This is a genomic window from Streptomyces sp. NBC_00250 (genome assembly GCF_036192275.1).
Taxonomy (GTDB): Bacteria; Actinomycetota; Actinomycetes; order Streptomycetales; family Streptomycetaceae; genus Streptomyces.
Map to the genome: position 1 here is coordinate 423,805 of NZ_CP108088.1, position 21,013 is coordinate 444,817.

Annotated in this window: 12 protein-coding genes and 3 pseudogenes; 12 read left to right on the top strand and 3 right to left on the bottom strand. The window is 69.6% G+C overall.

Annotated features, from left to right (window positions below):
* Window positions 1-3: 3 nt before the first annotated feature.
* Entirely contained in the window at window positions 4-1,122 is a 1,119-nt protein-coding gene (locus OG259_RS01915; RefSeq protein WP_328940560.1) for a fatty acid desaturase family protein, read from the top strand.
* Window positions 1,123-1,194: 72 nt separating this feature from the next.
* Complete coding sequence (locus OG259_RS01920) at window positions 1,195-1,377, top strand: DUF6207 family protein (protein ID WP_328940561.1); 183 nt, start codon at window positions 1,195-1,197, stop codon at window positions 1,375-1,377.
* A gap of 47 nt (window positions 1,378-1,424) precedes the next feature.
* Here the strand turns inward: OG259_RS01920 and OG259_RS01925 are convergent, their stop codons facing one another.
* On the bottom strand, window positions 1,425-2,246 hold the full coding sequence (locus tag OG259_RS01925; protein ID WP_328940562.1) for a PIN domain-containing protein: 822 nt from the start codon (window positions 2,244-2,246) through the stop codon (window positions 1,425-1,427).
* Window positions 2,247-2,801: 555 nt separating this feature from the next.
* Between OG259_RS01925 and OG259_RS01930 the strand changes: the two genes are divergently transcribed.
* From OG259_RS01930 to OG259_RS01955, 6 genes and pseudogenes are all read left to right on the top strand, one after another.
* On the top strand, window positions 2,802-3,116 hold the full coding sequence (locus OG259_RS01930) for a hypothetical protein (RefSeq protein WP_328489964.1): 315 nt from the start codon (window positions 2,802-2,804) through the stop codon (window positions 3,114-3,116).
* A gap of 11 nt (window positions 3,117-3,127) precedes the next feature.
* On the top strand, window positions 3,128-3,580 hold the full coding sequence (locus OG259_RS01935; protein ID WP_189801165.1) for a tail fiber domain-containing protein: 453 nt from the start codon (window positions 3,128-3,130) through the stop codon (window positions 3,578-3,580).
* 206 nt (window positions 3,581-3,786) lie between these two features.
* A pseudogene (locus OG259_RS01940) lies at window positions 3,787-4,051 on the top strand (thioredoxin family protein); the annotation flags it as partial.
* Between the two features lie 588 nt (window positions 4,052-4,639).
* Window positions 4,640-5,026 (top strand): annotated as a pseudogene (locus OG259_RS01945) (histidinol-phosphatase); the annotation flags it as partial.
* 299 nt (window positions 5,027-5,325) lie between these two features.
* Window positions 5,326-12,540 carry a polymorphic toxin-type HINT domain-containing protein gene (locus OG259_RS01950; RefSeq protein WP_328940563.1) on the top strand — a complete coding sequence of 2,405 codons (7,215 nt, stop codon included), beginning with the start codon at window positions 5,326-5,328 and terminating at the stop codon, window positions 12,538-12,540.
* Window positions 12,537-12,926: a hypothetical protein gene (locus OG259_RS01955; protein WP_328940564.1), complete on the top strand. Its 390-nt coding sequence runs from the start codon at window positions 12,537-12,539 to the stop codon at window positions 12,924-12,926. Before OG259_RS01950 ends, OG259_RS01955 begins: the two co-directional genes overlap by 4 nt.
* A gap of 109 nt (window positions 12,927-13,035) precedes the next feature.
* Here the strand turns inward: OG259_RS01955 and OG259_RS01960 are convergent, their stop codons facing one another.
* Window positions 13,036-17,313, bottom strand: coding sequence for a ricin-type beta-trefoil lectin domain protein (locus tag OG259_RS01960; RefSeq protein WP_328940565.1), 4,278 nt, complete (start codon window positions 17,311-17,313; stop codon window positions 13,036-13,038).
* A gap of 410 nt (window positions 17,314-17,723) precedes the next feature.
* Between OG259_RS01960 and OG259_RS01965 the strand changes: the two are divergent.
* Window positions 17,724-18,374, top strand: a pseudogene (locus tag OG259_RS01965) (helix-turn-helix domain-containing protein).
* Between the two features lie 131 nt (window positions 18,375-18,505).
* Here OG259_RS01965 and OG259_RS01975 read toward each other — a convergent pair.
* Window positions 18,506-19,030, bottom strand: a complete 525-nt coding sequence (locus OG259_RS01975) for a peptidylprolyl isomerase (RefSeq protein ID WP_328940566.1) — start codon at window positions 19,028-19,030, stop codon at window positions 18,506-18,508.
* Window positions 19,031-19,365: 335 nt separating this feature from the next.
* Here OG259_RS01975 and OG259_RS01980 point away from each other — a divergent pair, with 335 nt between their 5' ends.
* From OG259_RS01980 to OG259_RS01990, 3 genes are all read left to right on the top strand, one after another.
* Complete coding sequence (locus OG259_RS01980) at window positions 19,366-19,560, top strand: hypothetical protein (protein WP_328940567.1); 195 nt, start codon at window positions 19,366-19,368, stop codon at window positions 19,558-19,560.
* A 75-nt stretch (window positions 19,561-19,635) separates the two neighbouring features.
* Window positions 19,636-19,950: a glutamate-cysteine ligase family protein gene (locus OG259_RS41690; protein WP_443051899.1), complete on the top strand. Its 315-nt coding sequence runs from the start codon at window positions 19,636-19,638 to the stop codon at window positions 19,948-19,950.
* Between the two features lie 382 nt (window positions 19,951-20,332).
* Window positions 20,333-20,938: a dihydrofolate reductase family protein gene (locus tag OG259_RS01990; protein WP_328940568.1), complete on the top strand. Its 606-nt coding sequence runs from the start codon at window positions 20,333-20,335 to the stop codon at window positions 20,936-20,938.
* Window positions 20,939-21,013: the final 75 nt, after the last annotated feature.

Genomic DNA, 21,013 nt, shown 5'->3' on the forward strand with positions numbered 1-21,013 from the left:
ACCTTGACCGCCATCGACCCCACCGTCCACCTGACCGCGGAGCAGATCGAGGAGCTTGGCCGCGAGCTGGACGCGATCCGCGACGAGGTGATCGCCGACCGTGGCGAGAAGGACGCGGCCTACATCCGTAAGGTCATCTCGGCGCAGCGCAAGCTCGAGCTGGTCAGCAGGGGCGTGCTGCTGTTCTCGTTCTTCCCGCCCGCGTGGCTGCTCGGCACCGCCGGTCTGTCCGTGGCGAAGATCATGGACAACATGGAGATCGGCCACAACATCCTGCACGGCCAGTGGGACTGGATGCGGGACCCGAAGATCCACTCCACCACCTGGGAGTGGGATCACGTCTCGCCGTCCGAGCAGTGGAAGCACTCGCACAACGAGCTGCACCACACGTACACCAACGTGATCGGCAAGGACAACGACCTCGGCTACGGCATCATGCGCGTCGACGAGGACCAAAGGTGGCACCCGTTCCACCTCGGCCAGCCGCTGTGGAACTTCATCAACGCCTGCTTCTTCGAGTACGGCATCGCGGCGTACGACCTGGAGCTCGGCAAGAACCTGCACAGGCGCCGCCGCAAGAACCCGGAGTTCCGCGCGCGGGCCAAGGCCGTGGGCCGCAAGATCCGCAAGCAGGTGCTCAAGGACTACGTGATCCACCCGCTGCTGTCGGGCCCGTCGTTCCTCACCACGCTCGCCGCCACGTTCACCGCGAACCTGGTCCGCAACATCTGGTCCCACTCGGTGATCATGTGCGGGCACTTCCCCGAGGGCGTGCAGGTCTTCGAGCGCCGGTCGATCAAGGGCGAGACTCGCGGCCAGTGGTACCTGCGCCAGATGATGGGCTCGGCGAACATCAGCGGCAGCAGGGCCATGCACTTCATGACCGGCAACCTGTCGCACCAGATCGAGCACCACCTGTTCCCGGACCTGCCGAGCAACCGGTACGCCGAGGTCGCGGTGAAGGTGCGCGCGCTGTTCGAAAAGTACGAGCTGGAGTACGTCACCGGGCCGCTGCCCAAGCAGGTGTTCTCCGCGTGGCACAAGGTCTTCCGGCTCTCGCTGCCGAACAAGAAGCCCAAGGTCAAGACGCCGGACCGCGAGCAGGAGGTCGTCGCGGCCTGATTCCCGGTATTGGTTCAGATCTTTCGGCCGTACCAGCGGCACCGCCGGGTCCGGTGAGACCCGTTGCGGACGGTGGGCGGCCGCGATTCAGACCGTACGACACGGGATCCGGGGCAGCCCGGCGTCCGGCTGCGCTTCCTGGACGTGCGCCCAGCTCGTCGTCGACGGCACCCTGCCGCCCTCGACGGTTCTGCGCGAGGTCCAAGAACTCCTTGCTGCTCGCCCGTTCACGGCCTGACCTGCGCTCCGCCATGACGCGGGGACGCTTGGGTGGCTCGCGCCCCGCTGGTGCGTGAGGGGCTCTATCTCTTCCCCGGCTCCTTGCCAGTGCCTGCGCCCGTGCGCAGCTTCAGTACGGGCAGGGTCGCGAACTTCGCTCGCATCGCCATGCTCGTGTCGTACGTGATCAGTCGGACTGGGCCAGCCGCCATCGTGCGCACGGTGAGCGCTCGGTCCACGATCTCGTCATCCGCCTCCGACAGCCGCGCATGCCCGGGGTTGTCCATGAGGATTTCCACCGTGGCCGTGGGCAGAGGCGCCCGCTCTTCAAGAAGCCGGTCGAGTACTGCGAGGCTGTAGCCCGCGCGCCAACGGACCTGCTGATTGCCGGACTCTTTGAGCCGGTCCAGCTCTTCCACGACGACCATCGGTACGACGATCCGGATATCTCGTTCGGTGCCGGCCAGGGCAGCGAAGTCGGTCTCTTCGAACTTCGTCGGGTGCTTGATGAACAGCCCTGTGTCGAGCACGAGCACGGAGGTGGACTCGGGCCATCGAGTCATCTGTTCCGTGAACGCCTTGACCGCCAGGTCGAACGCTTCCACGCGCTGGCGGACCTCAAGGTCGATGAGCCCATTCGACAGCGCAGCCTCCAGCCGGCCGTTGATCTGCCCCGCGCCGGCGAGCAGGGCCCAGTATTGCGGGGTGCGCACGAGCGCGTCGATGTCCTTGGGGCGGATCTGCGAGTTTAGGACGCGGACCGACTCGGTCGCCCAAGTCAGGTACTTGAGCAGGTTCTCTTCGGGCTGGTGGTAGTTGCCCAGGTTGATGGCGGCGGTGTGAACGCTCCGGAGCACCTGGAGGACGTTGCCGCGGTGAGCGCCGGGTATCGGTGTGACGATCATTCGCGGATGATGTCAGGGCTTGCCTGGCTCCGACACGGTATTACGGATTTGCTCACCTGAAGCTGGGGAGTGAGTCAGCACGCTGCGTCATGCCACGAGCCACGAGACCCTACACGGATGTAGGTCCTCAGATTCGTGGCACAGCCTCAGCCTCGATGACACGCCCGTGGCACTTATGCCGCCGTCGTGAGACGCCCTGATGCCTGTCGCACTGAAGTAGCCGGATTCACATGGCCCCTCGTTCAGGCTGTCGGATTCTCGCTGCGTCGTGCGCCGAACAGCGGCGTTTCACCCGTACTCGCGGGCAGGTGATGATCGCTCCCCCGAGGACTTGAATCCGTCGCGCACGACGGTGATCGAGCGGACGAGACCCCTCGCGATTGCGCGTCCGGCATGGATGTGATGCCGCCGGCGGGCGGCGCTGGTGTCACGTAGTACTGGCAGCTTCGGTGCCCGCGGCCTGAGCGCGGCGCGCAGGCCACGTACCTTTCGCGCCGTTAGGCCGTTAGCGGTATCGCGGACGCACACGGCGTCCCGACCGAAAGGAAGCGCCCCATGTCCACGAAGCGCGTCACCCGTCGCCTGCTGGTGCTGTCGGCCACGGCGGCCACCTGCACGGGCGCCTTGAGCGTTCCGGCCGTGGCGAGCACGAACGTGCTGGCGGTCGGGAATCCCGCCTACGACACCACGATGATCAACCAGGAGCGGGACGTCACGGCGGTCGGTGAGACCACCCACAGCAGCGGGCTGGGCAATGGTCTCGTCCAACTCCCGGTGAACCACCCGGCCAACCGCGGTGGAGGGGGCAGCCTGCTCTTCTCGGATCGCGGGCTGAAGACCGACGTCGTCGCGGTGGTCTGGGAACGATGAGCGGCCGGTGGTTGAGGGAGACCCTGGCCGGGCTGCGGATGCCGCCCCTGGTCAGGAAGCGTCTTCGACAGGGCGCTTCCGCCTCTGGCCTGGCGTCGGGGGCCGTGCCGGAGGTGGTGGGCGCCAGCGATCCGGTCAATGGCTACCGGGTGCTGGAACAGGTGGTGCGGCTGCCCGTCAGCACGTGGCGATATCACTGGGACCCTCCCCACGTACGCCACCTGGGACCCATGGCGCAGGACTGGTGGAAAGCGTTCGGGGTGGGTGAGAACGACAGGACGATCTGCTGCACCGACGCCAACGGCGTGGCCATCGTCGCCATCCAGGCACTGCACCGGGAACTGGCTGAGCTCCGGGGCGAGGTCGCTGCCCTGCGGGCCGGGAGCTCGCCGCGGACCGCTCCGGCAGGTCCGGAGCGGCTGGCCGGGGACGAGGACGACCTGGCAGGCGATGCGCTGACGTAGGGCGTGTGTCGAACGTCCCGCCGGCCGTCCGGTGTGTCGCTGCCGCTGTACGAGCGGGAAGTCGCGCCCGTACGCCTACGGGTCGGGCGCTGAGGGTCGGACAGGTCCAGGGCCGGGCCGACCGAGGGGAACCGGCTGAGCGTCGGGTTCGCGGCGCGCGGGGGATGATTTGGGTGGAACGACGGAACGCGAGGTCAGGAGCTTTCGTGGTGAAGCGGGTGCACCAACCCCGTGAGGACGCGGAGTTCGATTTCATCCTCGGGATGAGCGACGCCCAGGTCCTCACGTACTTCACCCGGGACATGGCCCAAGGCGATCGATCCCGGCTGGGCGATGGACCTCCTGGTGGGTGGTATCGCCGAGGAGTACGCGGGCCGCCTGACGGCCGTCCGCGCCGACATCACGCGCTGTCCAGCCGCGACCGGGCGGTACGGGGTCGCCGGAGCCCCGTCGTACGTCCTGCTGAAGGAGTCGAGGCCGCGCTACTGTTGCTGGTCCTTGATCCCTCATGCTCAGGAAGCACAAGGCAGCCGCTCGCCGCTTCGGCCCATGACCGGCGGCTCTCCGCCGATACCCGTAGTTGGGCTGCCGAAGCACCATCAGCCCTCGCCCGGAGTAATCGGCACGCCGCTCCGCTGGGTCAGGCCCGTCGGCCAGCTCCGCACGGCTGAAGGGCTGCGATGCCGCCATGGTTCGCACTTATATCGGCGGTCGGCAGTCCAGCGTCATGTCGAGGCATGCTCCGTGGAGCCCTGTCGGCACACCCCTCGTTTGTGTGCCCCCTTGCCGCCGCCACGGGCGACGGTCAGGGGTCTTCCGTGCCGACCAAGATCCGGGCCATACGCGGACCAGCCGCCTGCAGCTTGGCCCAATCGGGGCCGTTTCCGCTGGTCAGCGGCCATGCGAGGCGTGTACCACCAGCACACGAAGAATCTTCTCGTGTCGTACTCGCCGAAGAAGCTCGGCTTCTTCTAGGAGCACGAACAGTGGCGCCTGACCTGGGCCTTTGCCCGTCAGGCGCCGCTGGTGCGACCAGCTCGACACACCACGGTCAGCTGGGTCGACGGCGTCGAGGTACGGGTGGCACGCACCCACGACCACGAGGACCGGGCAGGACGCTCGGCGGCCGGCTGCGGGTGCGGCGCGGCGAACACGTCACGCTCACGGTCACCGTGAACACCGCCTCGCGCCCCAACCAGCACGGCGAACTCCGCCGCCTCGCCCCACCTGGACGTGATCCGCGGCGCGGTGACGGGACCGGTCGCCGACCGTGACTCCTGGCGGGCGCCGGACACCCGGGTCGTGCACACCTCCGACGTGTCCGGCCGCACCGGCCGCTTCACGCTGCGGATCCCCCTCGGCCGGGTCGAGGAGTCCTGCTACATCCGTCTGCGCGGCAGCGGCGGCCGGGAGCGGCCCGGCGCGGAAATTGACCGGGAGCGGCCCGGCGCGGACGCCGGCACTGCCGTCCGCGCCGGGCCACAGCGCGTACCAACCCGGCAGATATCCGCGATATCCACTCTTTCTCCCCTTTCCGTAAAGTAAAGCCAACGTCAAATCCCCTGGTAGCACGTGGTGTTGGGCGCTCGTTCGTCCATAAGGTGCGCTTGATCGCGCACCGCGCGCGATGACGCCCGCCCTCATTCCGGACGGGCGTTGTTTTGTGCTGCCTCAAAGTTTTTGGAGTCGTCATGAGGGCCTGGTACGCCCACCCATCCCCGTGGTCCAGACGCAGGGAGAGATCCATGGCCGTGGTCCTGGCCTCGGTCCTCGCCGTACTGCTGTCCCTGGTCACGGTCCCGGTCGCGGACGCCGCGGCCGGGCCGCACCCGAAGGTGTGGACGCCGCCGAACACCAAGCTGGACAAGACCCGGTCGGTCGCGGGCTCGAACGACCCGGGCGAGCTGGGCACTTCGACCACCTCGCGCAAGCCGGGCCACAGCCGCTGGCGGCTCGCCCGCCGGGAGGTCCCGACGGGTTCCGCCACGGTCACCCTGCGCACCCCGGGCGCCGCCAAGGCCCCGGGCGGAAAGGCCCCGGGCAAGCCCGGGACGCCGGTGATCCGCGCGGGCGAACTGCCCGTCGCCGTGGCCGACCTCGGCGCCCCGCACCGCGCCGCCAAGACCCCCACCGGCGGCGCCACCGTCAGCGTCACCGTGCACGACACGGCCACGTCGAAGGCCGCGGGCGCGTTCGGCAACCTGATCACCGTGCGCGGTGCGTCGCCCACGACCGATGGCGGACGTTCCGTCCGGGTCGAGCTGGACGTGAAGACCCTTGAGGGCACCGGCGACTGGCACGACCGGGCCCGGCTCGTGGCCATGCCCGCCTGTGCGCTGACGACTCCGGCGAAAGCCGCGTGCCGTACCCGTACGCCCGTCGCGTCCACCGTGGACCCGGTCACCGGCAAGCTGACGGCCGACGTGACACTGCCCGCCGCCCAGGCCCCGGCCACGACGGCCGCGCAGCGTGCCAAGGCCACGGAGGGCGCCGCCGCCGCGCCGCGCGCGCTCGCCGCCGCCGCCCCGCAGCCGGCGGGTGCCGTGCTGCTCGCCGCCGAGCCCGCCGCCTCGGGTTCCGGCGGCTCGTTCGCCGCGACCCCGATCTCCCCCTCCGCGTCGTGGAGCGCGGGCTCGAACGCGGGCAACTTCACCTACAGCTACACCCTCTCGCTGCCGACCTCGATCGGCGGGGCCGCCCCCAGCGCCATGCTGGGCTACGACTCCTCCACCGTCGACGGCATGACGGCCGCGTCCAACTCGCAGTCGTCATGGCTCGGTGAGGGCTGGAACTACCACCCCGGCTTCATCTCCCGGCAGTACACGCCGTGCCTCAAGGCGGGCATCGACATGTCCGGCGACGAGTGCTGGGCGGGCCAGTTCCTCTCCCTGAACCTAGCGGGCCACTCCGGCCAGGTCGTCAAGGACGACCAGAGCGGCGAGCTGCGCCTCCAGGGCGACGACGGCACCAAGATCACGCCGCTGACCGGCCTGAACAACGGCGCCTGGAACGGCGAGGGCTTCAAGGTCACCACCACCGACGGCACCGAGTACTACTTCGGCGCCAACCACCTGCCCGGCGGCGACGGCAGCGACCCGGCGACCAAGTCCGTGTCCACCGTCCCGGTGTACCACCCGAAGGCCGGTGACCCCTGCTACAGCTCCGCGAAGGGCGCCGCTTCCTGGTGCCAGATGGGCTGGCAGTGGAACCTGGACCACATCGTCGACCTCCAGGGCAACCTGATCTCGTACACGTACGACCCGGAGACCAACAACTACGCGCGCGGCGGTGGCCAGAACAACGGCACCGGTTCGCTCACGAAGTACGAGCGCTACTCGCTGCCCCGCACGGTCTCCTACGGTCAGCGGCTGCCCGAGCAGATCGCCGCGAAGGGCACCCTCAAGCCGGCCGTCGTCATGAGCTTCAAGGCCGAGGAGCGCTGCCTCGAAGCGGCCACCGACTGCGAGGAGGCCGACCGCACCCTCGACAACAAGTCGCGTTGGAAGGACTCCCCGCTCGACCAGGCGTGCGCGGCCACCGGCACCTGCACGGTCTACGGTCCGACCTTCTGGACGTCCAAGCGGCTCGCCGAGGTGAAGACCGAGGTCCTGGTCGACGGCGGCTACCGCACCGTCGACACCTGGACGCTCAAGCACAGCTGGTCGTATCCCGAGGACGGCACCGGCAGCCCCACGCTCTGGCTCGACTCGATCCAGCGCACCGGCTCCAACGGCAAGACGGCGACCCCGCTGCCGCCGGTCTCCTTCAAGGGCATCCAGATGCCCAACCGCGTCGACGAGCCCGTGGTCACCGCCCTGCGTTTCTACCGGCCCCGGATGACGGAGATCCTCACCGAGACCGGCGGCCGGATCAACATCGGCTACAAGGACGTGGGCTGCTCGCGGATCAACGGCCCCATGCCGTCCGCGGCGGAGACCAACAGCCTGCCCTGCATGCCGGTGAAGTGGGTGAAGCCCGGCTCCCCCACCAACACCAAGCCGTCGATCGACTGGTTCCACAAGTACCTTGTCGGCTCCATCAGCCAGGAGTCGCGGGTCACCTCCGGCGTCGGCCGGATCACCGAGTACGCGTACGGCGGCGGCGCCGCGTGGCACCGCAACGACTCCGAGTTCGCCGACGAGGAGTCCCGTACCTGGGACAACTTCCGCGGCTACGCGACCGTCACCACGACCACCGGCAACGGCACCCTCGCCGACGGCCCCAAGAGCAAGTCCGTCGCGACCTTCCTGCGCGGCATGGGCGGCCAGGTCACCGACTCGTGGGGCGGCTCGATCACCGACGAGGAGGAGTACGCGGGCTTCGTCCGGGAGACCCAGACCTTCGAGTCGGTCGCGCCGGACGCCAAGGTCCTCAGCGGTGAGCTGAGCACCCCGTGGCGCTCGGATCCGACGGTCACCCACACCCCGTCCGTCTCCGGCGTCCCGAAGGTGACGGCCCGCTTCGTCAACACGGCCCAGGTCCGGGAGCGCGCCAGGCTCGCCGACGGCAGCTGGCGCGAGACGAAGCGCGAGGTCACGTACGACACCGACCGCACGCACGCGGGCCGGGTCCTGAAGGTCGACGTCTTCGGTGACGTGACCAAGCCCGAGCAGCGCCAGTGCACGGAGACGTCGTACACCACGGGCGCCAACGCGATGCTGGTGGAGCTGCCGTACCGGGTGCTGACCCTTGCGGGCGGGTGCGGGGCGACGCCGAACACGGCGAACACCATCGCGGACACCCGTACGCTCTACGACGAGCAGCAGGTAGGCTCGGTGGGCGCCCGGGCGCTCCAGACGTCGACCCAGGTCCTCGCCTCGTACGCGGGCGACGGTTCGCCGCAGTACCGCACGACGGTGAAGGCGTCCTTCGACAAGTACGGCCGTCAGATCTCCACGGTCGACCCGAACAACAAGGACGCGGCGCACCCGGACGGCAGCGAGACGAAGACGGCCTACACGCCGTCCGAGGGCGCCCTGCCGACCGCGCTGACCGTGACCAACCCGCTGGGCTGGTCCTCGACCACGACGATGGACCCGGGCCGCGGCCTGCCCACGCGCGCGGTCGACGAGAACGGGCACGCAACGGACGAGGAGTACGACTCCCTCGGCCGTCTGATCGCGGTGTGGAAGCCGGGCCGTGACAAGGCGACGCAGAGCCCGCACCAGAAGTTCACGTACGACCTGAAGATCGACCGCGACGGCCCCGCCGCCATCACCACGCAGAACATCCGCGAGGACGGCAGCTACGGCACCAGCATCCAGATCCACGACGGCTTCGGCCGGATCCGGCAGACCCAGTCCATGCCGCCGTTCGGCTCCGTCGGCCGGCTGATCTCGGACGCGATCTTCGACTCGCAGGGCCGCCAGGTCAAGACGACCCCGTCGTACTTCAACAAGGACTCGGGCCCGACGGCGACGGTCTTCGACCCGCAGGACGCGCAGATCCCGGCGCAGAGCTGGAACGAGTACGACGGCCTCGGCCGGGTCACGGTCAGCAAGTTCATGTCGTACGGCCAGGAGCAGTGGCGGACGTCGACGACGTACGCCGGTGCGGACCGGGTGGACGTGACGCCGCCGGAGGGCGGGTTCGCGTCGACGACGATCTCGGACGCGCTGGGGCGGACGACGGAGGTGCGCCAGTACAAGGGGGGCACGCCGACCGGGGCGTACGACGCGACGTTGACGTCGTACGACGTGGCGGGGCGGGTGGTGCTGCGCAAGGACTCGTCGAACAACGAGTGGCGGTACACCTACGACCTGCTGGGTCAGGCGACGAGCAGCTCGGACCCGGACTCGGGCGAGCTGAGCCGTCAGTACGACGCGGCCGGCCGGATCACCAGCACCACGGACGCCCGTGGCAGGACGTCCAGCGTCACCTATGACCTGCTGGGCCGCCAGACCGCCGTGTACGACGGGACGGACACCACCGACGCGTCGAAGAAGACCCTTGAGTGGACCTACGACGGCAAGAAGAAGGGCAAGCCGGACTCGTCCACCCGCTATGTGAACGGCGCGGCGTACAAGACCACCGTCAACGGCTACGACATCGGCTACCGGCCCACCGGTGTGTCGAAGGTCATCCCGTCGAGCGAGGGCGCGCTGGCCGGCACGTACACCTCGTCGGTCACGTACACCCCGGTGCTCGGTCTGCCCAAGACCGCGACCCTACCCGCGATCACGGGCGCGGGTCTGACCGCCGAGCGGCTGACCAACTCCTACGACGTCGACGGCAACTTCATCGGCTCCAGCGGCAAGTCCGCGCTGGTGACGGATGTGCAGTACGACGCGTTCGGACGGCCGACCCGTACGACGGTGGGCCCGTGGGGCACCCAGGTGGTCGCCACCCAGCTGTACGACGCGGGGACGGGCCGAGTGGTCCAGTCCACGCTCGACAAGCAGACGAGCGACACCACGCACGTCGACCTGACGTCGTACACGTACAACAAGGCGGGCTCGCTCACCTCGTCGAGCACCGTGCAGGACGGTACGGCCGTCGACACGCAGTGCTTCACGTACGACTACCTGGGCCGGCTCTCCGCCGCCTGGACCGACCAGGCCGGGACCAGCACGGCGCCCGCGCCCTCGGTCTCCGGCATCGGCGGCTGCGTCAACCCGAACGAGCCGACGGCGGGCAACGCCTCCGCGCGGGTCGGTGGTCCGGCCCCGTACTGGCAGTCGTACGGCTATGACCTGACCGGCAACCGCACCAAGCTGGTCCGGCACGACACCACCGGGAACACGGCCAAGGACCAGACGGTCGACCAGACCTTCGCCACTGGCCGCAACACCCCGACCAGCGCCCCCGACACGGGCGGCGGCACCGGCGGCCCGCACGCGCTGATGACGTCGCGGACCACCGTCGGCGGTGCGGTGAAGACGGCGACGTACCAGTACGACGCCTCCGGCAACACCACCGCGATCACCGACACCTCGGGCACCAAGAAGCTCAGCTGGAACGCCGAGGGCCGCATCGACGCCGTCGACGACACGGCGAGCGGCTCGACGAAGTACGTCTACGACGCCGGTGGCGGCCAGCTCATCCGGCGCACCGACAAGACGGTCACCCTGTTCCTCGGCGCGGACGAGATCACCCTCGACAAGGGCACGGGTGCCGTCACCGACACCCGCACCTACCCGGGTCCTGGCGGTCTGTCCGTCACCCGCGTCACCAAGGGTGGTGCGGCCAAGCTCTACTACCAGGCGTCCGACCCGCACGGCACCAACGGCGTGCAGTTCGAGGCGGGCACCCTGCTCTCCACCCGCCGTCCGACCGACCCGTTCGGCAACGGCCGCGGCACCCAGCCGGGCGCCGGGGTCTGGGCGGGCAGCCGGGGCTTCGTCGGCGGCACCATCGAGGGCACCGGCTTCACGACGCTGGGAGCGAGACAGTACGACCCGGCGACGGGCCGCTTCCTGTCGGTCGACCCCGTGTTCACCGCGGGCGACCCGCAGTCGTGGAACGGATACGCCTACGCCAACAACAACCCGGTCGTCAACGCGGACCCGAGCGGTACGTGCATCCCGGCCGACGACGGCAGCGGCCGCTGCATGAGCGCGGCCGCGTGGTCGCAGTACTACAACAAGCAGGAGACCGGGACCGGAACGGGCACCGGCAGCAGCGGCACCGACACCGGCAGCACCCCGGCCACCACGCAGGCGAAGAACGACAACGCCGCCAAGCAGGCCGCGGCGGCGGAGGCGCTGCGCCAGAAGCAGGCCGCCGACGAGGCACTGGCCAAGGCGAAGCAGCAGCGCGAAGAGCTGATGAGCAAGATCGTCGACGTGGTCGGCGACCTGATCGGCTTCAACGACGCGCGCGACTGCTTCACCAAGGGCGACGTGATGGGCTGCGTCAACACGGCCCTGAACTTCGTCCCGTGGTCGAAGGTCTTCAAGGCCGTGAAGGTCGGCATCAAGGCCTTCAAGCTCTGGAAGGAGGGCGAGAAGGCCTACGACGCCATCCGCAGCGCGCAACGCATCTCCCGAGAGGCCGAGGAGGCGCTGGTCGTCGCGCGGAAGACGGCGGACGAGGCGGCGTCGGCGGAGCAGGCGGCGGTGACGGCCGAGGCGCAGGCCGCGGAGGCCGCCAAGACCGCGGACAACGCGGGCTCCTGCCCGATCCAACCGCACAGCTTCCCGGCCGGAACCCCGGTTAAGCTGGCGGACGGCACGACCAAGCCGATCGAGCAGGTCAAGAAGGGCGACAAGGTCCTCGCGACCGACCCGCAGACCGGCGTGACCCGCGCGGAGACGGTCGAGCAGCTGATCACCACACCGGACGACAAGGAGTTCACCGAGCTCGTCCTGGAATCCGGTGACGGCAAGGTCACCGAACTCACCACGACGTGGCACCACCCGTTCTGGGACGCGTCGGGACGCCGCTGGACCAAGGCGAGCGAGCTCTCCACCGGCCACCAGCTGCGCAGCACCGGCGGGGCCCGCGTCACCGTCACCGGCGTACGGAACTACCACGACGCCGTGGTCACGTACGACCTCACGGTGAGCCGCCTGCACACGTACTTCGTCCTCGCGGGTACGGCTCCGGTCCTCGTGCACAACTGCGGTGGCTACTTCCCGGGCCACGCGGACGAGTGCACGTGCGAGGGCATCGGGGACGTCACGATGGCCGAGGTCCCCGACCCGCCCGCGGCCCCTCGCAGCCATGGCGGCATCAGCGATTCTGAGCGGATCGGGGATGCCGGATCGATCGCCCGGGGGCACGCCAACAGCAAGCACGGCAGCGAGTTCCCCGGCATGTCGGCGGACGATCTCGACGACCACGTCCGGAACACCATGAGCAATCCGGCCGAGGTCAAGCCACTGGGCAGCGGAAGGCAGGCCTACAAGGGCCAGGACGGAGCGACCGTGGTCATCCATGACCCGATGAACCCGGACATGGGTACGGTGTTCAATCGAGGGGTGGGAAGGATGCAGGACTACTGGAACGGCTTGAATTGACGAACCAACGATCGCCCCGGCCGAGCGAGGTGCTCGCGGAGGTGGAGATCGGGCTTCTGCAGCGTGCGCTCCTCGAATGGGGAGGGCCCGCACGCTGTGGCGACGAGATGGCCGTGGCACTCGGTTTCTCCGGTTTCACGGACCTTCTCGGGCGGAGTGACGAACTCCGGGCCCTGATGGCCGAGGACGCCCCGATTCCCGGTGCCGATTGGGCCAGGATCCTCCTGGCTTCCGAGATCGTCTTCATCAGCGATCTGTCGGGTTCTGGTGTCGACTGGTCCGTGACGACCGGGCTGACGGACGAGGCCACCGTCGTGATGTTCCGGTCCGTCCAACGGAAGCTCGCCCCTGTCGTCCGCGCCTACTACGGACGGCGTCCGCAGTAGCCCCGAAGGGCTACTGAGGCCACTGCGCCCCGCCGACCAGACTGGTCGGCGGGGCGCAGTGCGTGCGTCACGGGGTCTGTCGCGTACGGCACGGACAGGCCCCGGCGGATCACGTCACCGGCACCGGCATCAGCCGCTGCGGCCTTGTCTGGTTGCAGTCCCACAGCTGGAGCGTGTTCCCGCCCGGCGCGTCCACGCACCGGCCCGAGGCCGGGTTGTAGATCGAGCCGTCCGCGCGGAAGTACCACTTCTGGTTGGCGCTGCCGTTGCAGGACCAGATCTGCAGCGGGGTTCCGTTGCCCAGGGAGGTGTTGCCCGGGGCGTCGAAGCAGTAGCCCTTGATCCGCAGGCTGCCGTCGGGCATGCCCGTCCACGCCTGCGCCCCGGTGCCGTTGCAGGAGTAGATCTGGACCGCGTGGCCCTGCTCGGCAACGTTGCCGACCAGGTCGAGGCAGGAGCCGGCGGCCTGGTCCGAGGCGATCGGGCCGGTGGTGCCCGCCGGGTCGACGGAGTAGTCGTGGACGACGACGTCGGCGATGGCGCCGTTGTAGAAGTTGCTGCCCCGGCCCTGGTACTTGTAGCGGCCCAGGACCAGCGAACCCGCCGCCGCCAGTTTGGTGGTGTGGACGCCGGACGCGGCGAGCGCGTCGTTGACGTACAGGGCCGTCTGGCCGGTCGTGGCGTTGTAGCTGATGGTCAGCTTCGTCCAGGCGCCCACCTGGACCCGGGCCGCGCTGCTGCGCGCGTCCGTGGTGTCGTACGGCCAGCCGCCATTGTCGGCGGTGGCCATGCCGAGGTGCCAGTTGACGTAGCCGTTGGCCATGGTGGCGGGCCACACCATGAAGCCGCTGGCCTGGGTGTTGTCCTGGCTGATGACGACGCCGTCGGTGAGGGCGTTCGCCTTGGTCCACAGGGAGATCGAGAAGGACTTGGTCGGGTCGACCTTGAGTCCGTCGGACTCGATGACCCCGTCCGTACCGTTGAAGGTGGCGACCTTCGCCGGAGCTCCGTTGACGGTGTCGTCGGTGAAGCTCACCCCGCCCTTGACGGTGCCGGAGAACTTCCCGTACGCGTCCGGGGTTTTGCCACCCACCTGCGTGGCCAGCCGCATCCGGTCCACGGGCGCGGTGGTGTCACCGAGCTCGACCGGGGCGTCGAAGCCGGTCACGGCGCCCGCCGGGGCGCCCTGGGCGGCGGTGCCGCGCCAGAACTTCAGGGTCTCGGTGCCCGCGGCGACGGCCCACAGGTCGGCGCGGCCGTCCTTGGTGGCGTCGCCGACGGAGCCGACCTTCGGGTAGTCGGCCGTGGTGATCCCGGTGAGGATCGGCGCGGGGGCCAGCGGGTCGGCCAGGCCGGACAGGTCGAGCCTGCCGTCGGGACCGGTGCCGATACGGTACGAGCGGATCGCGCCGTCCGACAGACTGCGGGTCCACAGCGTGGGCTGGGCCGTGCCGCTCGCCGAGCCGGGGTTGATCAGCTCGAAGCCGCCCCAGTTGCCGGTGCCGGAGACCAGCACGGCGTCGGCGTCGAGGGTGTTGATGCTGTTGGAGCGGTAGAGCCACAGGTTGCCGCGCTCGACCGCGAGGACCGCGGTCTGGTCGAGGGCGAGGTCGCCGTCGAAGTCGTTCAGCGTCGCCTTGGGCGCGCCGAGCGCGAGGATCTGGGTCGCCTCGGACCAGTCGGGCACCCAGGACGCGGGCGGCCCGTCGAGCGGGGTGCCGTCGGGGGCGGCCCAGGTCGTGGGCTTGTCGACGGTGGTGTACGTGTGGAAGGTGCCGTCGCCCTTGTTGGGGTAGAGGTAGAGGTTCCCCTTGAGCGCCGGGTTGGCCGTGGTGTGGGCGAAGACGTCGTCGACGCCCATGGAGCGCAGCGCGCCCCGGTGGCTGGTCTGGACGTCGTTCCAGTTGGTGCCCTGCGGGGCGAGGCCGAGCAGGGCGGCCTGGGCGAGGGTCGGATCGGTGTCCGCCGTCATGTGGAGCAGGTTGCCCGCCGCGTCCGGCTTGAGGATGTCGCCGCGGCCGTCCTGGTCGAGGTCACCGGGGACCGCCTTGCCGGTCGCCGGGTCCCAGGGGACGTAGAAGGTGTACGGGAAGGGCTGGCTGTAGTTGCCCGCGACGTCCATGGCCTGGACGAAGAGGATGTTGGTGCCCCACAGGCGCGGGGTGTAGGCGAAGCTGCCGCCCGAACCCCGGATGACGCCCGGGTCGCCGCACTTCCAGCCGGTGACCGGGGTGGGGTCGGTGCTCCAGCGGACGCAGGCCGGGCCGGAGGCGCGCAGCCCGGCGCCCGGCGCGGGGTCGGTGACGTCGACCGTGAAGGTGCCGGTCTCGTTGATCTTCAGCTTGGGCCGGACGTTGAGGGTGCCGCTCGCCGGGAAGTCGGTGGAGCGGACGGAGACGACCGGCGGTGTCTTGTCGATCCGGAAGTAGCACCACGCGGTGCCGCCGGAGGACAGCCAGCCGTCGCTGACCTCGGCGTTCCAGCCGTACTGGTGGCCGTCGGCGAGCCGGTCGGCCCAGTAGTCGACCTCGCCGTAGCTGCCGGTCGGGCCGACGTCCTGGTTGACGCCCCAGGTGGAGTCGTTGTCGTCCCAGACGTGGAACTTGGTGTACAGCTGGTTCCAGCCGGTCGGGGACCAGGTGTTGACGCGCAGCTTGACGTACTGGTTGGCGCCGATCCAGCCGGGGTTGTCCCAGGGGTTGCCGCCCGGGGTCTGGCACTCGCTGGTGTTGCCGCTGTCGGCGAACGACGGGGCGGGGACGGCACGCGGGTACCAGATGGTGGGCGCGATGTCGTACTCGATGACGATGGACGGGTCGGCGCCGAGGTGATGGCGGTAGTACATGTTGTTCTCGTCCTCACCCGAGAACCCGACCGTCCAGTTCGACCACTTCTGGTCGGCGGCCCGCTGCACCCACCACTTGACGTCGTAGTAGATGTTGCCGTTGCCGGTGATCCACTGCGTCCCGACCTTGTCGCAGCCGTTCATGTAGCCGGTGCCGCAGGGCTGGTTGTTCCAGGTGGCACCGCCGGGGATCGTCGGCGTGTTCCACAGGGCGACGCCCTTGTTGGTGCCCGGGGCCGAGGAGCTGACCACGTTGGCGACCAGCGTGGCGCGGGCGATCTGCGCGGTGCCGCGGGAGCCGTCGCCGTAGAGCACCGAGGGGATGCCGAGCTGGAAGTACGAGCGGTAGCGGCCGTAGCCGGTGCAGTCGGAGTAGCCGCAGTAGCCGACGCCGAGGCTGGAGAGCGTGTTGACGTTCGACGTCGTCTTGTGGTTCTCCTGCACCTGGGCGTTGACCTGGCGCTTGGCCTCGGCTCCGAAGGTCGGGTCGAGGTACCAGGGGCCGGTGCCCTTGCCGAAGGTCTTCGGGTCCGGGGTGAGGACGAGGGCGTCCGCGGTCGCGGCGACCTTCATGGTGGAGACGGTGGCGCCGTCACCAGGCTGCTCCGCGGAGGACCGGACGCCCGGGGCGGTCGGCGTGGCCACGGGAGTGTTCGCCGCGGCGGCCGCCTTCACCCAGCGCGAGGTGGGCGCGGCGTGGCTGGAGTCCCACTGGAACGGGGTGGGGGCGTGCATCCGGACCTTGCCGCGCGCGTCCTTGAGGGCGATGTTGCCGGCCCGGTCGGCGACGAGCGTCAGCCCGTTCGTACGGACCGGGAAGCGCAGCTCCTTGAGCCGGGGGTCGGCTGCGGCCTTGGCCGTCTTGACCACGACGACCTCACGCCAGCCGCCGTCGGCGAGGGCGGTGACCTTCAGGTCTACGTCGGGGAGGACCCGGGCGTACGTGGCGGTGGCGCCGCTCAGGGCGGGCTTGGGCAGCGCGAACGGGGCGGTGACGGAGAACTGCTTGCCGTCGTCGGTGGTGACGGTGGCGAGCGGACCGGTGCCGCCGCCGGAGAGGACGAGCCGGGTACCGGTGACCTTGGGGGCGACGGTACCGCCGGGCCCGGCGGCGAGGGTGGCGTCCAGGGTCTGCCAGCGGCCGGAGCGCTTGACCCGTACGGTCTGGGTGTGGCTCCGGGTGGTGAGGCGGTGGCCGTCGGGGCCCGCGACCGTCTCGGAGGTCTCGGTCGTCAGGGCGTCGACGGTGACGGGCTTGCCGGTCGCCTTGGCCTTGCGCAGCGCTTCCTGGACGGCCCTGGCGGCCTTGGTGTCCGCGCCCGTGGGGGGCTGTGCGGTGGACCGGGGACCGGCCGGGCCCTGGGTGCTCATCGTGGCCGGCGTACCGGGGGTCGGTACGGCCGGGGTCACGGCGGCGGCGAGCGGTACGGCGCTCATGCCGAGGCCGAACGCGGCGGCGACGGCCACCATCCCCCGGCCGACGGCGGCCTTGGTGCGGACGCGGGACCGGGTGGTCCCGCGTCTCGCGGATATGTCTGACATGCGGTTCGAGTGTCCCCTCGCACAGGCCCGCCGATCGTTCAGCGGGCATACGGTCGGGAACGATGCAGGGTCCGTGAACAGGGGTCAAGGCGGCTATACCGGTGTGTGCGGCTTGTCCAGATTGATCATCAGATCGTGGCGCCTCATCCGACTTTCCGGGCCCCCGCGAGGGGCGGTGAGAGAGGTCGCCCCCAGGCCGAGGTCGGATACCGAAGACGCAGATCGCCCACGTCTTCGGGCTCGACGAGCAGGGGTGGATCAGCCTCTGCCGGTACGCGGGGATCGGCGACCCGCCGGACACGCCCTAGTTGTATTGATCACGAGCGTTGTTGCCAGTCGGGGGTCTTGATCATGGCGAAGACCTCCGGTGTGGTGGAGCTGTCTAGGACTGCACCGCACCGGAGGTCTTCGTGTCCCACCGTAATGCCCGGCTGACCGTCTTCGGGAGACGGCTACTGGTCGAACGTGTCCGCTCAGGTCGTCCGGTTGCGCATGTGGCGGCCGAGATGGGCATCTCGCGAGCCACCGCCCACAAGTGGGTGCGACGGTGGCGGGCCGAGGGCTAGGCAGGGCTGCACGACCGCTCGAGCCGGCCGCGCAGGACGCCGCACCGCACCCCGGCCGCCCTTGCGGCCCGTGTCTGCGACCTGCGCCAGGCCCGCAAGCTCGGCCCGGCCCGGATCGGGCCCGTACTGGGCCTTCCTGCCTCGACCGTGCACCGCATCCTGACCCGTCACGGCCTGCACCACCTGGCCTGGCTCGACCGGCCGACCGGCGAGCCGATCCGACGCTTCGAGCGCGACCGACCCGGCGAACTGGTCCACGTCGACATCAAGAAGCTCGCCGCGACCTCGGCGCCCGCCTGGTGGCCACTCTGGCTCCGATGCTGGGGGGACCCGACTTGTCCCCCGTCCACGGTGTTCGCGGCCTACAACCGATACCGCGGGACAAAGGACACGCAGGTGTGGCCCTTCGCGGACCACGGAGGCGGACACGGAACCGAGCGGCATACGCAACTGAACCGGGTCAAGGACCAGGGCCTGCTGCCGACCCGGATGTGACGCGAAGGCGACGCGATCGATCCGACTCCATGGAGGAGCCAGGGGACTCACTGGGCCTTCGAGTGTCACGGCAAGCCAACCCCGCACGCCGCCAGGCATGTTCGTCGTGGACGCGGCGACATCACGGTGCGTCAGTGCCGGCAGGACAGCCGGACGTGGAGCAGCTCGGTCCGCAGTGCGGGTGTGCCGTCGACCGGTGCCGGGTTCTCCGCGGTCGGCTCGATGCCTCCGGCGGCGACCTTGTCGAGTGTCGCCAGACCGGCGGGGCCGACCGTGCCGAACACCGTGTAGTTCGGTCGCAGTGCGGAGTCGCCGTAGACGACGAAGAACTGCGAGCCGTTCGTGTTCGGGCCGGCGTTGGCCATTGCCAGCAGGCCGCGTCCGTAGAGCCGGCGCGTGCCCGTGGGATCGGTGGCTGCGGGCGGCAGGTCCACCGGCAGTTCGTCCTTGTACTTGTACCCGGGCCCGCCCTCACCGGTGCCGGTCGGGTCGCCGCACTGCAAGACCTTCAGCGTCGGGTACGCCGTCAGGCGGTGGCACACCGTACGGTCGTAGAAGCCGTGCCGTGTCAGGTGCAGGAAACTCTGGACCGTGCACGGCGCCTTGGCCCGGTCCAAGCGCAGCGGAAGCGGGCCCTGGCTGGTCGGAACAGCCAAGTCGACCGTGCCACGACCAGGGGTGTGCCGTGGGTCGGGCGGCAGCGGAACACGGCGCGCCGGCGGCTCGTCCGGGGTCTGGCTGTACTGGCAAGGACCGTGCGTGGTGCGCGGCGGAGCGCTGTCGGAAGCGGTGGCGACACTCCCCCCGGACACCACTAACGCCGCGGCCGCGAATGCACTGATCAGTGCTCGTCTCATCTTGCACGCCCTCCCGATGATCTCCAGGTCTTGGAGCGGTCGCAGTCTAGGGCGTGGTGTGGCCTGCGGAAGTGGGATTTCCGGCCGTTCCTTCGACTGACCTCAGGCCGCGTGGGCAAGGCATCCGCCCGCCCGTGGGCGAGCACCTGCGCGAGGACCTCGCGGAACCGGGCGCCGTCTTCGGCCGGCGCCTCGATGACGGCCTCGATTTCGGCCCGGTCCGACCGAAGGCTCTCCAGCTCCTCGGGATCAAGCGGAATGCGGAGGACGTTGCCAGCCAGGACGGCTTCGCCCACACATCCGGTGAGGAGCCGTCCGCGTCGAGGTAGGCGACGACCGCGCCGACGCGCATGACGACATCGGCACTGTCCCCGTCCTTCACGGCGTCGGTTGCGTCGGCGTCGATGTTCAGCGTCACCGACTTCGCCGGGCCGCCTTCCTCCTCCCACTTCGTGCGCCGCTGGTCCGTCAGGTTCATGAGCGAGACATACCGGCATGTCGCCGACGAGCAGCTGATCTGCGGCGCCCAGATGCATGTGGACGTCCCCGACCGGGACTGCCCCGTACGGGCGCTCTGCGTGATCAACCCCGGGCTTCCGCCTCTTCCGGCGCTGTCCGCGAGCTCCCCGTACTGGCTCGGAGCCGACACGGGTCACGCGAGCCGGCGCAGCGTGATCTGGCAGCGCCGGCCCACCTGCGGACCGCGGTCGACGAACTGATCGCCACCGGCGTCATCGGCGACCCTGGAACGCTCTCCTACGACGTCCGCCCCTCCGCCCACCTGCGCACGCTCGAACTACGCGTCCGCGACGCCTGCACCCGCGTCGAGACCGTGGTGCTGATCGCGGCGCTGTTCCGGGCCGGCGGGCGACAGGGCGCGGGATCCACGAGGAACGTCCAGGTCACAGTGACGGCGCACGACGCCGCGAGGGCGTACCCACGAGTTGCAGGGTCTCGGATGTCGTGCCCGAATGTCACGGTCGATGTCGCACGGATACCGGATCCGATGTCGCGGTGCGACCCCGTAGTGCTGTGCCGCGGAAGTGGCGCGATGAGTTTCCGGCGGTTGCGTGGTCTACCCGTAGACGAAGGGAGCACACCATGCGCAAGATCATCGTCTGCACGTTCCTGACGCTCGACGGCGTCATGCAGGCACCGGGCGGTCCGGACGAGGACGCGGAGAGCGGCTTCCAGCACGGCGGCTGGCAGAAGCCGGTGGACGACGACGAGGTCGGCGCGGCCATCGCCGATTGGTACGAGCGCTCCGACGCGATGTTGCTCGGGCGCAAGACGTACGAGATCTTCGCCTCGTACTGGCCGACGGCCGATCCTGACAACCCGTTCACCGAGCGGATGAACAGCATGCACAAGTACGTGGCGTCTCGGACCCTGACGTCCGTCCAGTGGCAGAACTCCACGCTCCTGGAGGGCGACACCGTCGATGCCGTACGGGCGCTGAAGGCGTCCGACGGCGGCAGCATCAACGTTGTCGGCAGCGGCGACCTCGCCCAGACCCTCATGCGGCACGGCCTGGTCGACGAGTACAGGCTGACCATCCACCCGGTGATCATCGGCACAGGCAAGCGCCTGTTCGCCGATGGTGCGATCCCCACGGCGCTGGAGCCGGTCAGCGTCTCGACGACGAAGGGCGGCACCGTGATCGGTGTCTACCGGCCGACCGGCCAACCCAGCTACGACAGTTACTGATGGCTGGTTGCTGCGGTTTCTCCGCCGACGACCACTGGCGGACATACGCAATGCAGCAGAGACCCGCGCCCGCGC

Excerpts from the sequence above, each read along its gene's own strand:
- OG259_RS01930 (WP_328489964.1), top strand. The coding sequence starts at position 2,802 with ATGTCCACGAAGCGCGTCACCCGTCGCCTGCTGGTGCTGTCGGCCACG.
- OG259_RS01990 (WP_328940568.1), top strand. The coding sequence starts at position 20,333 with ATGCGCAAGATCATCGTCTGCACGTTCCTGACGCTCGACGGCGTCATG.
- OG259_RS01950 (WP_328940563.1), top strand. The coding sequence starts at position 5,326 with ATGGCCGTGGTCCTGGCCTCGGTCCTCGCCGTACTGCTGTCCCTGGTC.
- OG259_RS01960 (WP_328940565.1), bottom strand. The coding sequence starts at position 17,313 with ATGTCAGACATATCCGCGAGACGCGGGACCACCCGGTCCCGCGTCCGC.
- OG259_RS01925 (WP_328940562.1), bottom strand. The coding sequence starts at position 2,246 with ATGATCGTCACACCGATACCCGGCGCTCACCGCGGCAACGTCCTCCAG.
- OG259_RS41690 (WP_443051899.1), top strand. The coding sequence starts at position 19,636 with ATGTTCAGCGTCACCGACTTCGCCGGGCCGCCTTCCTCCTCCCACTTC.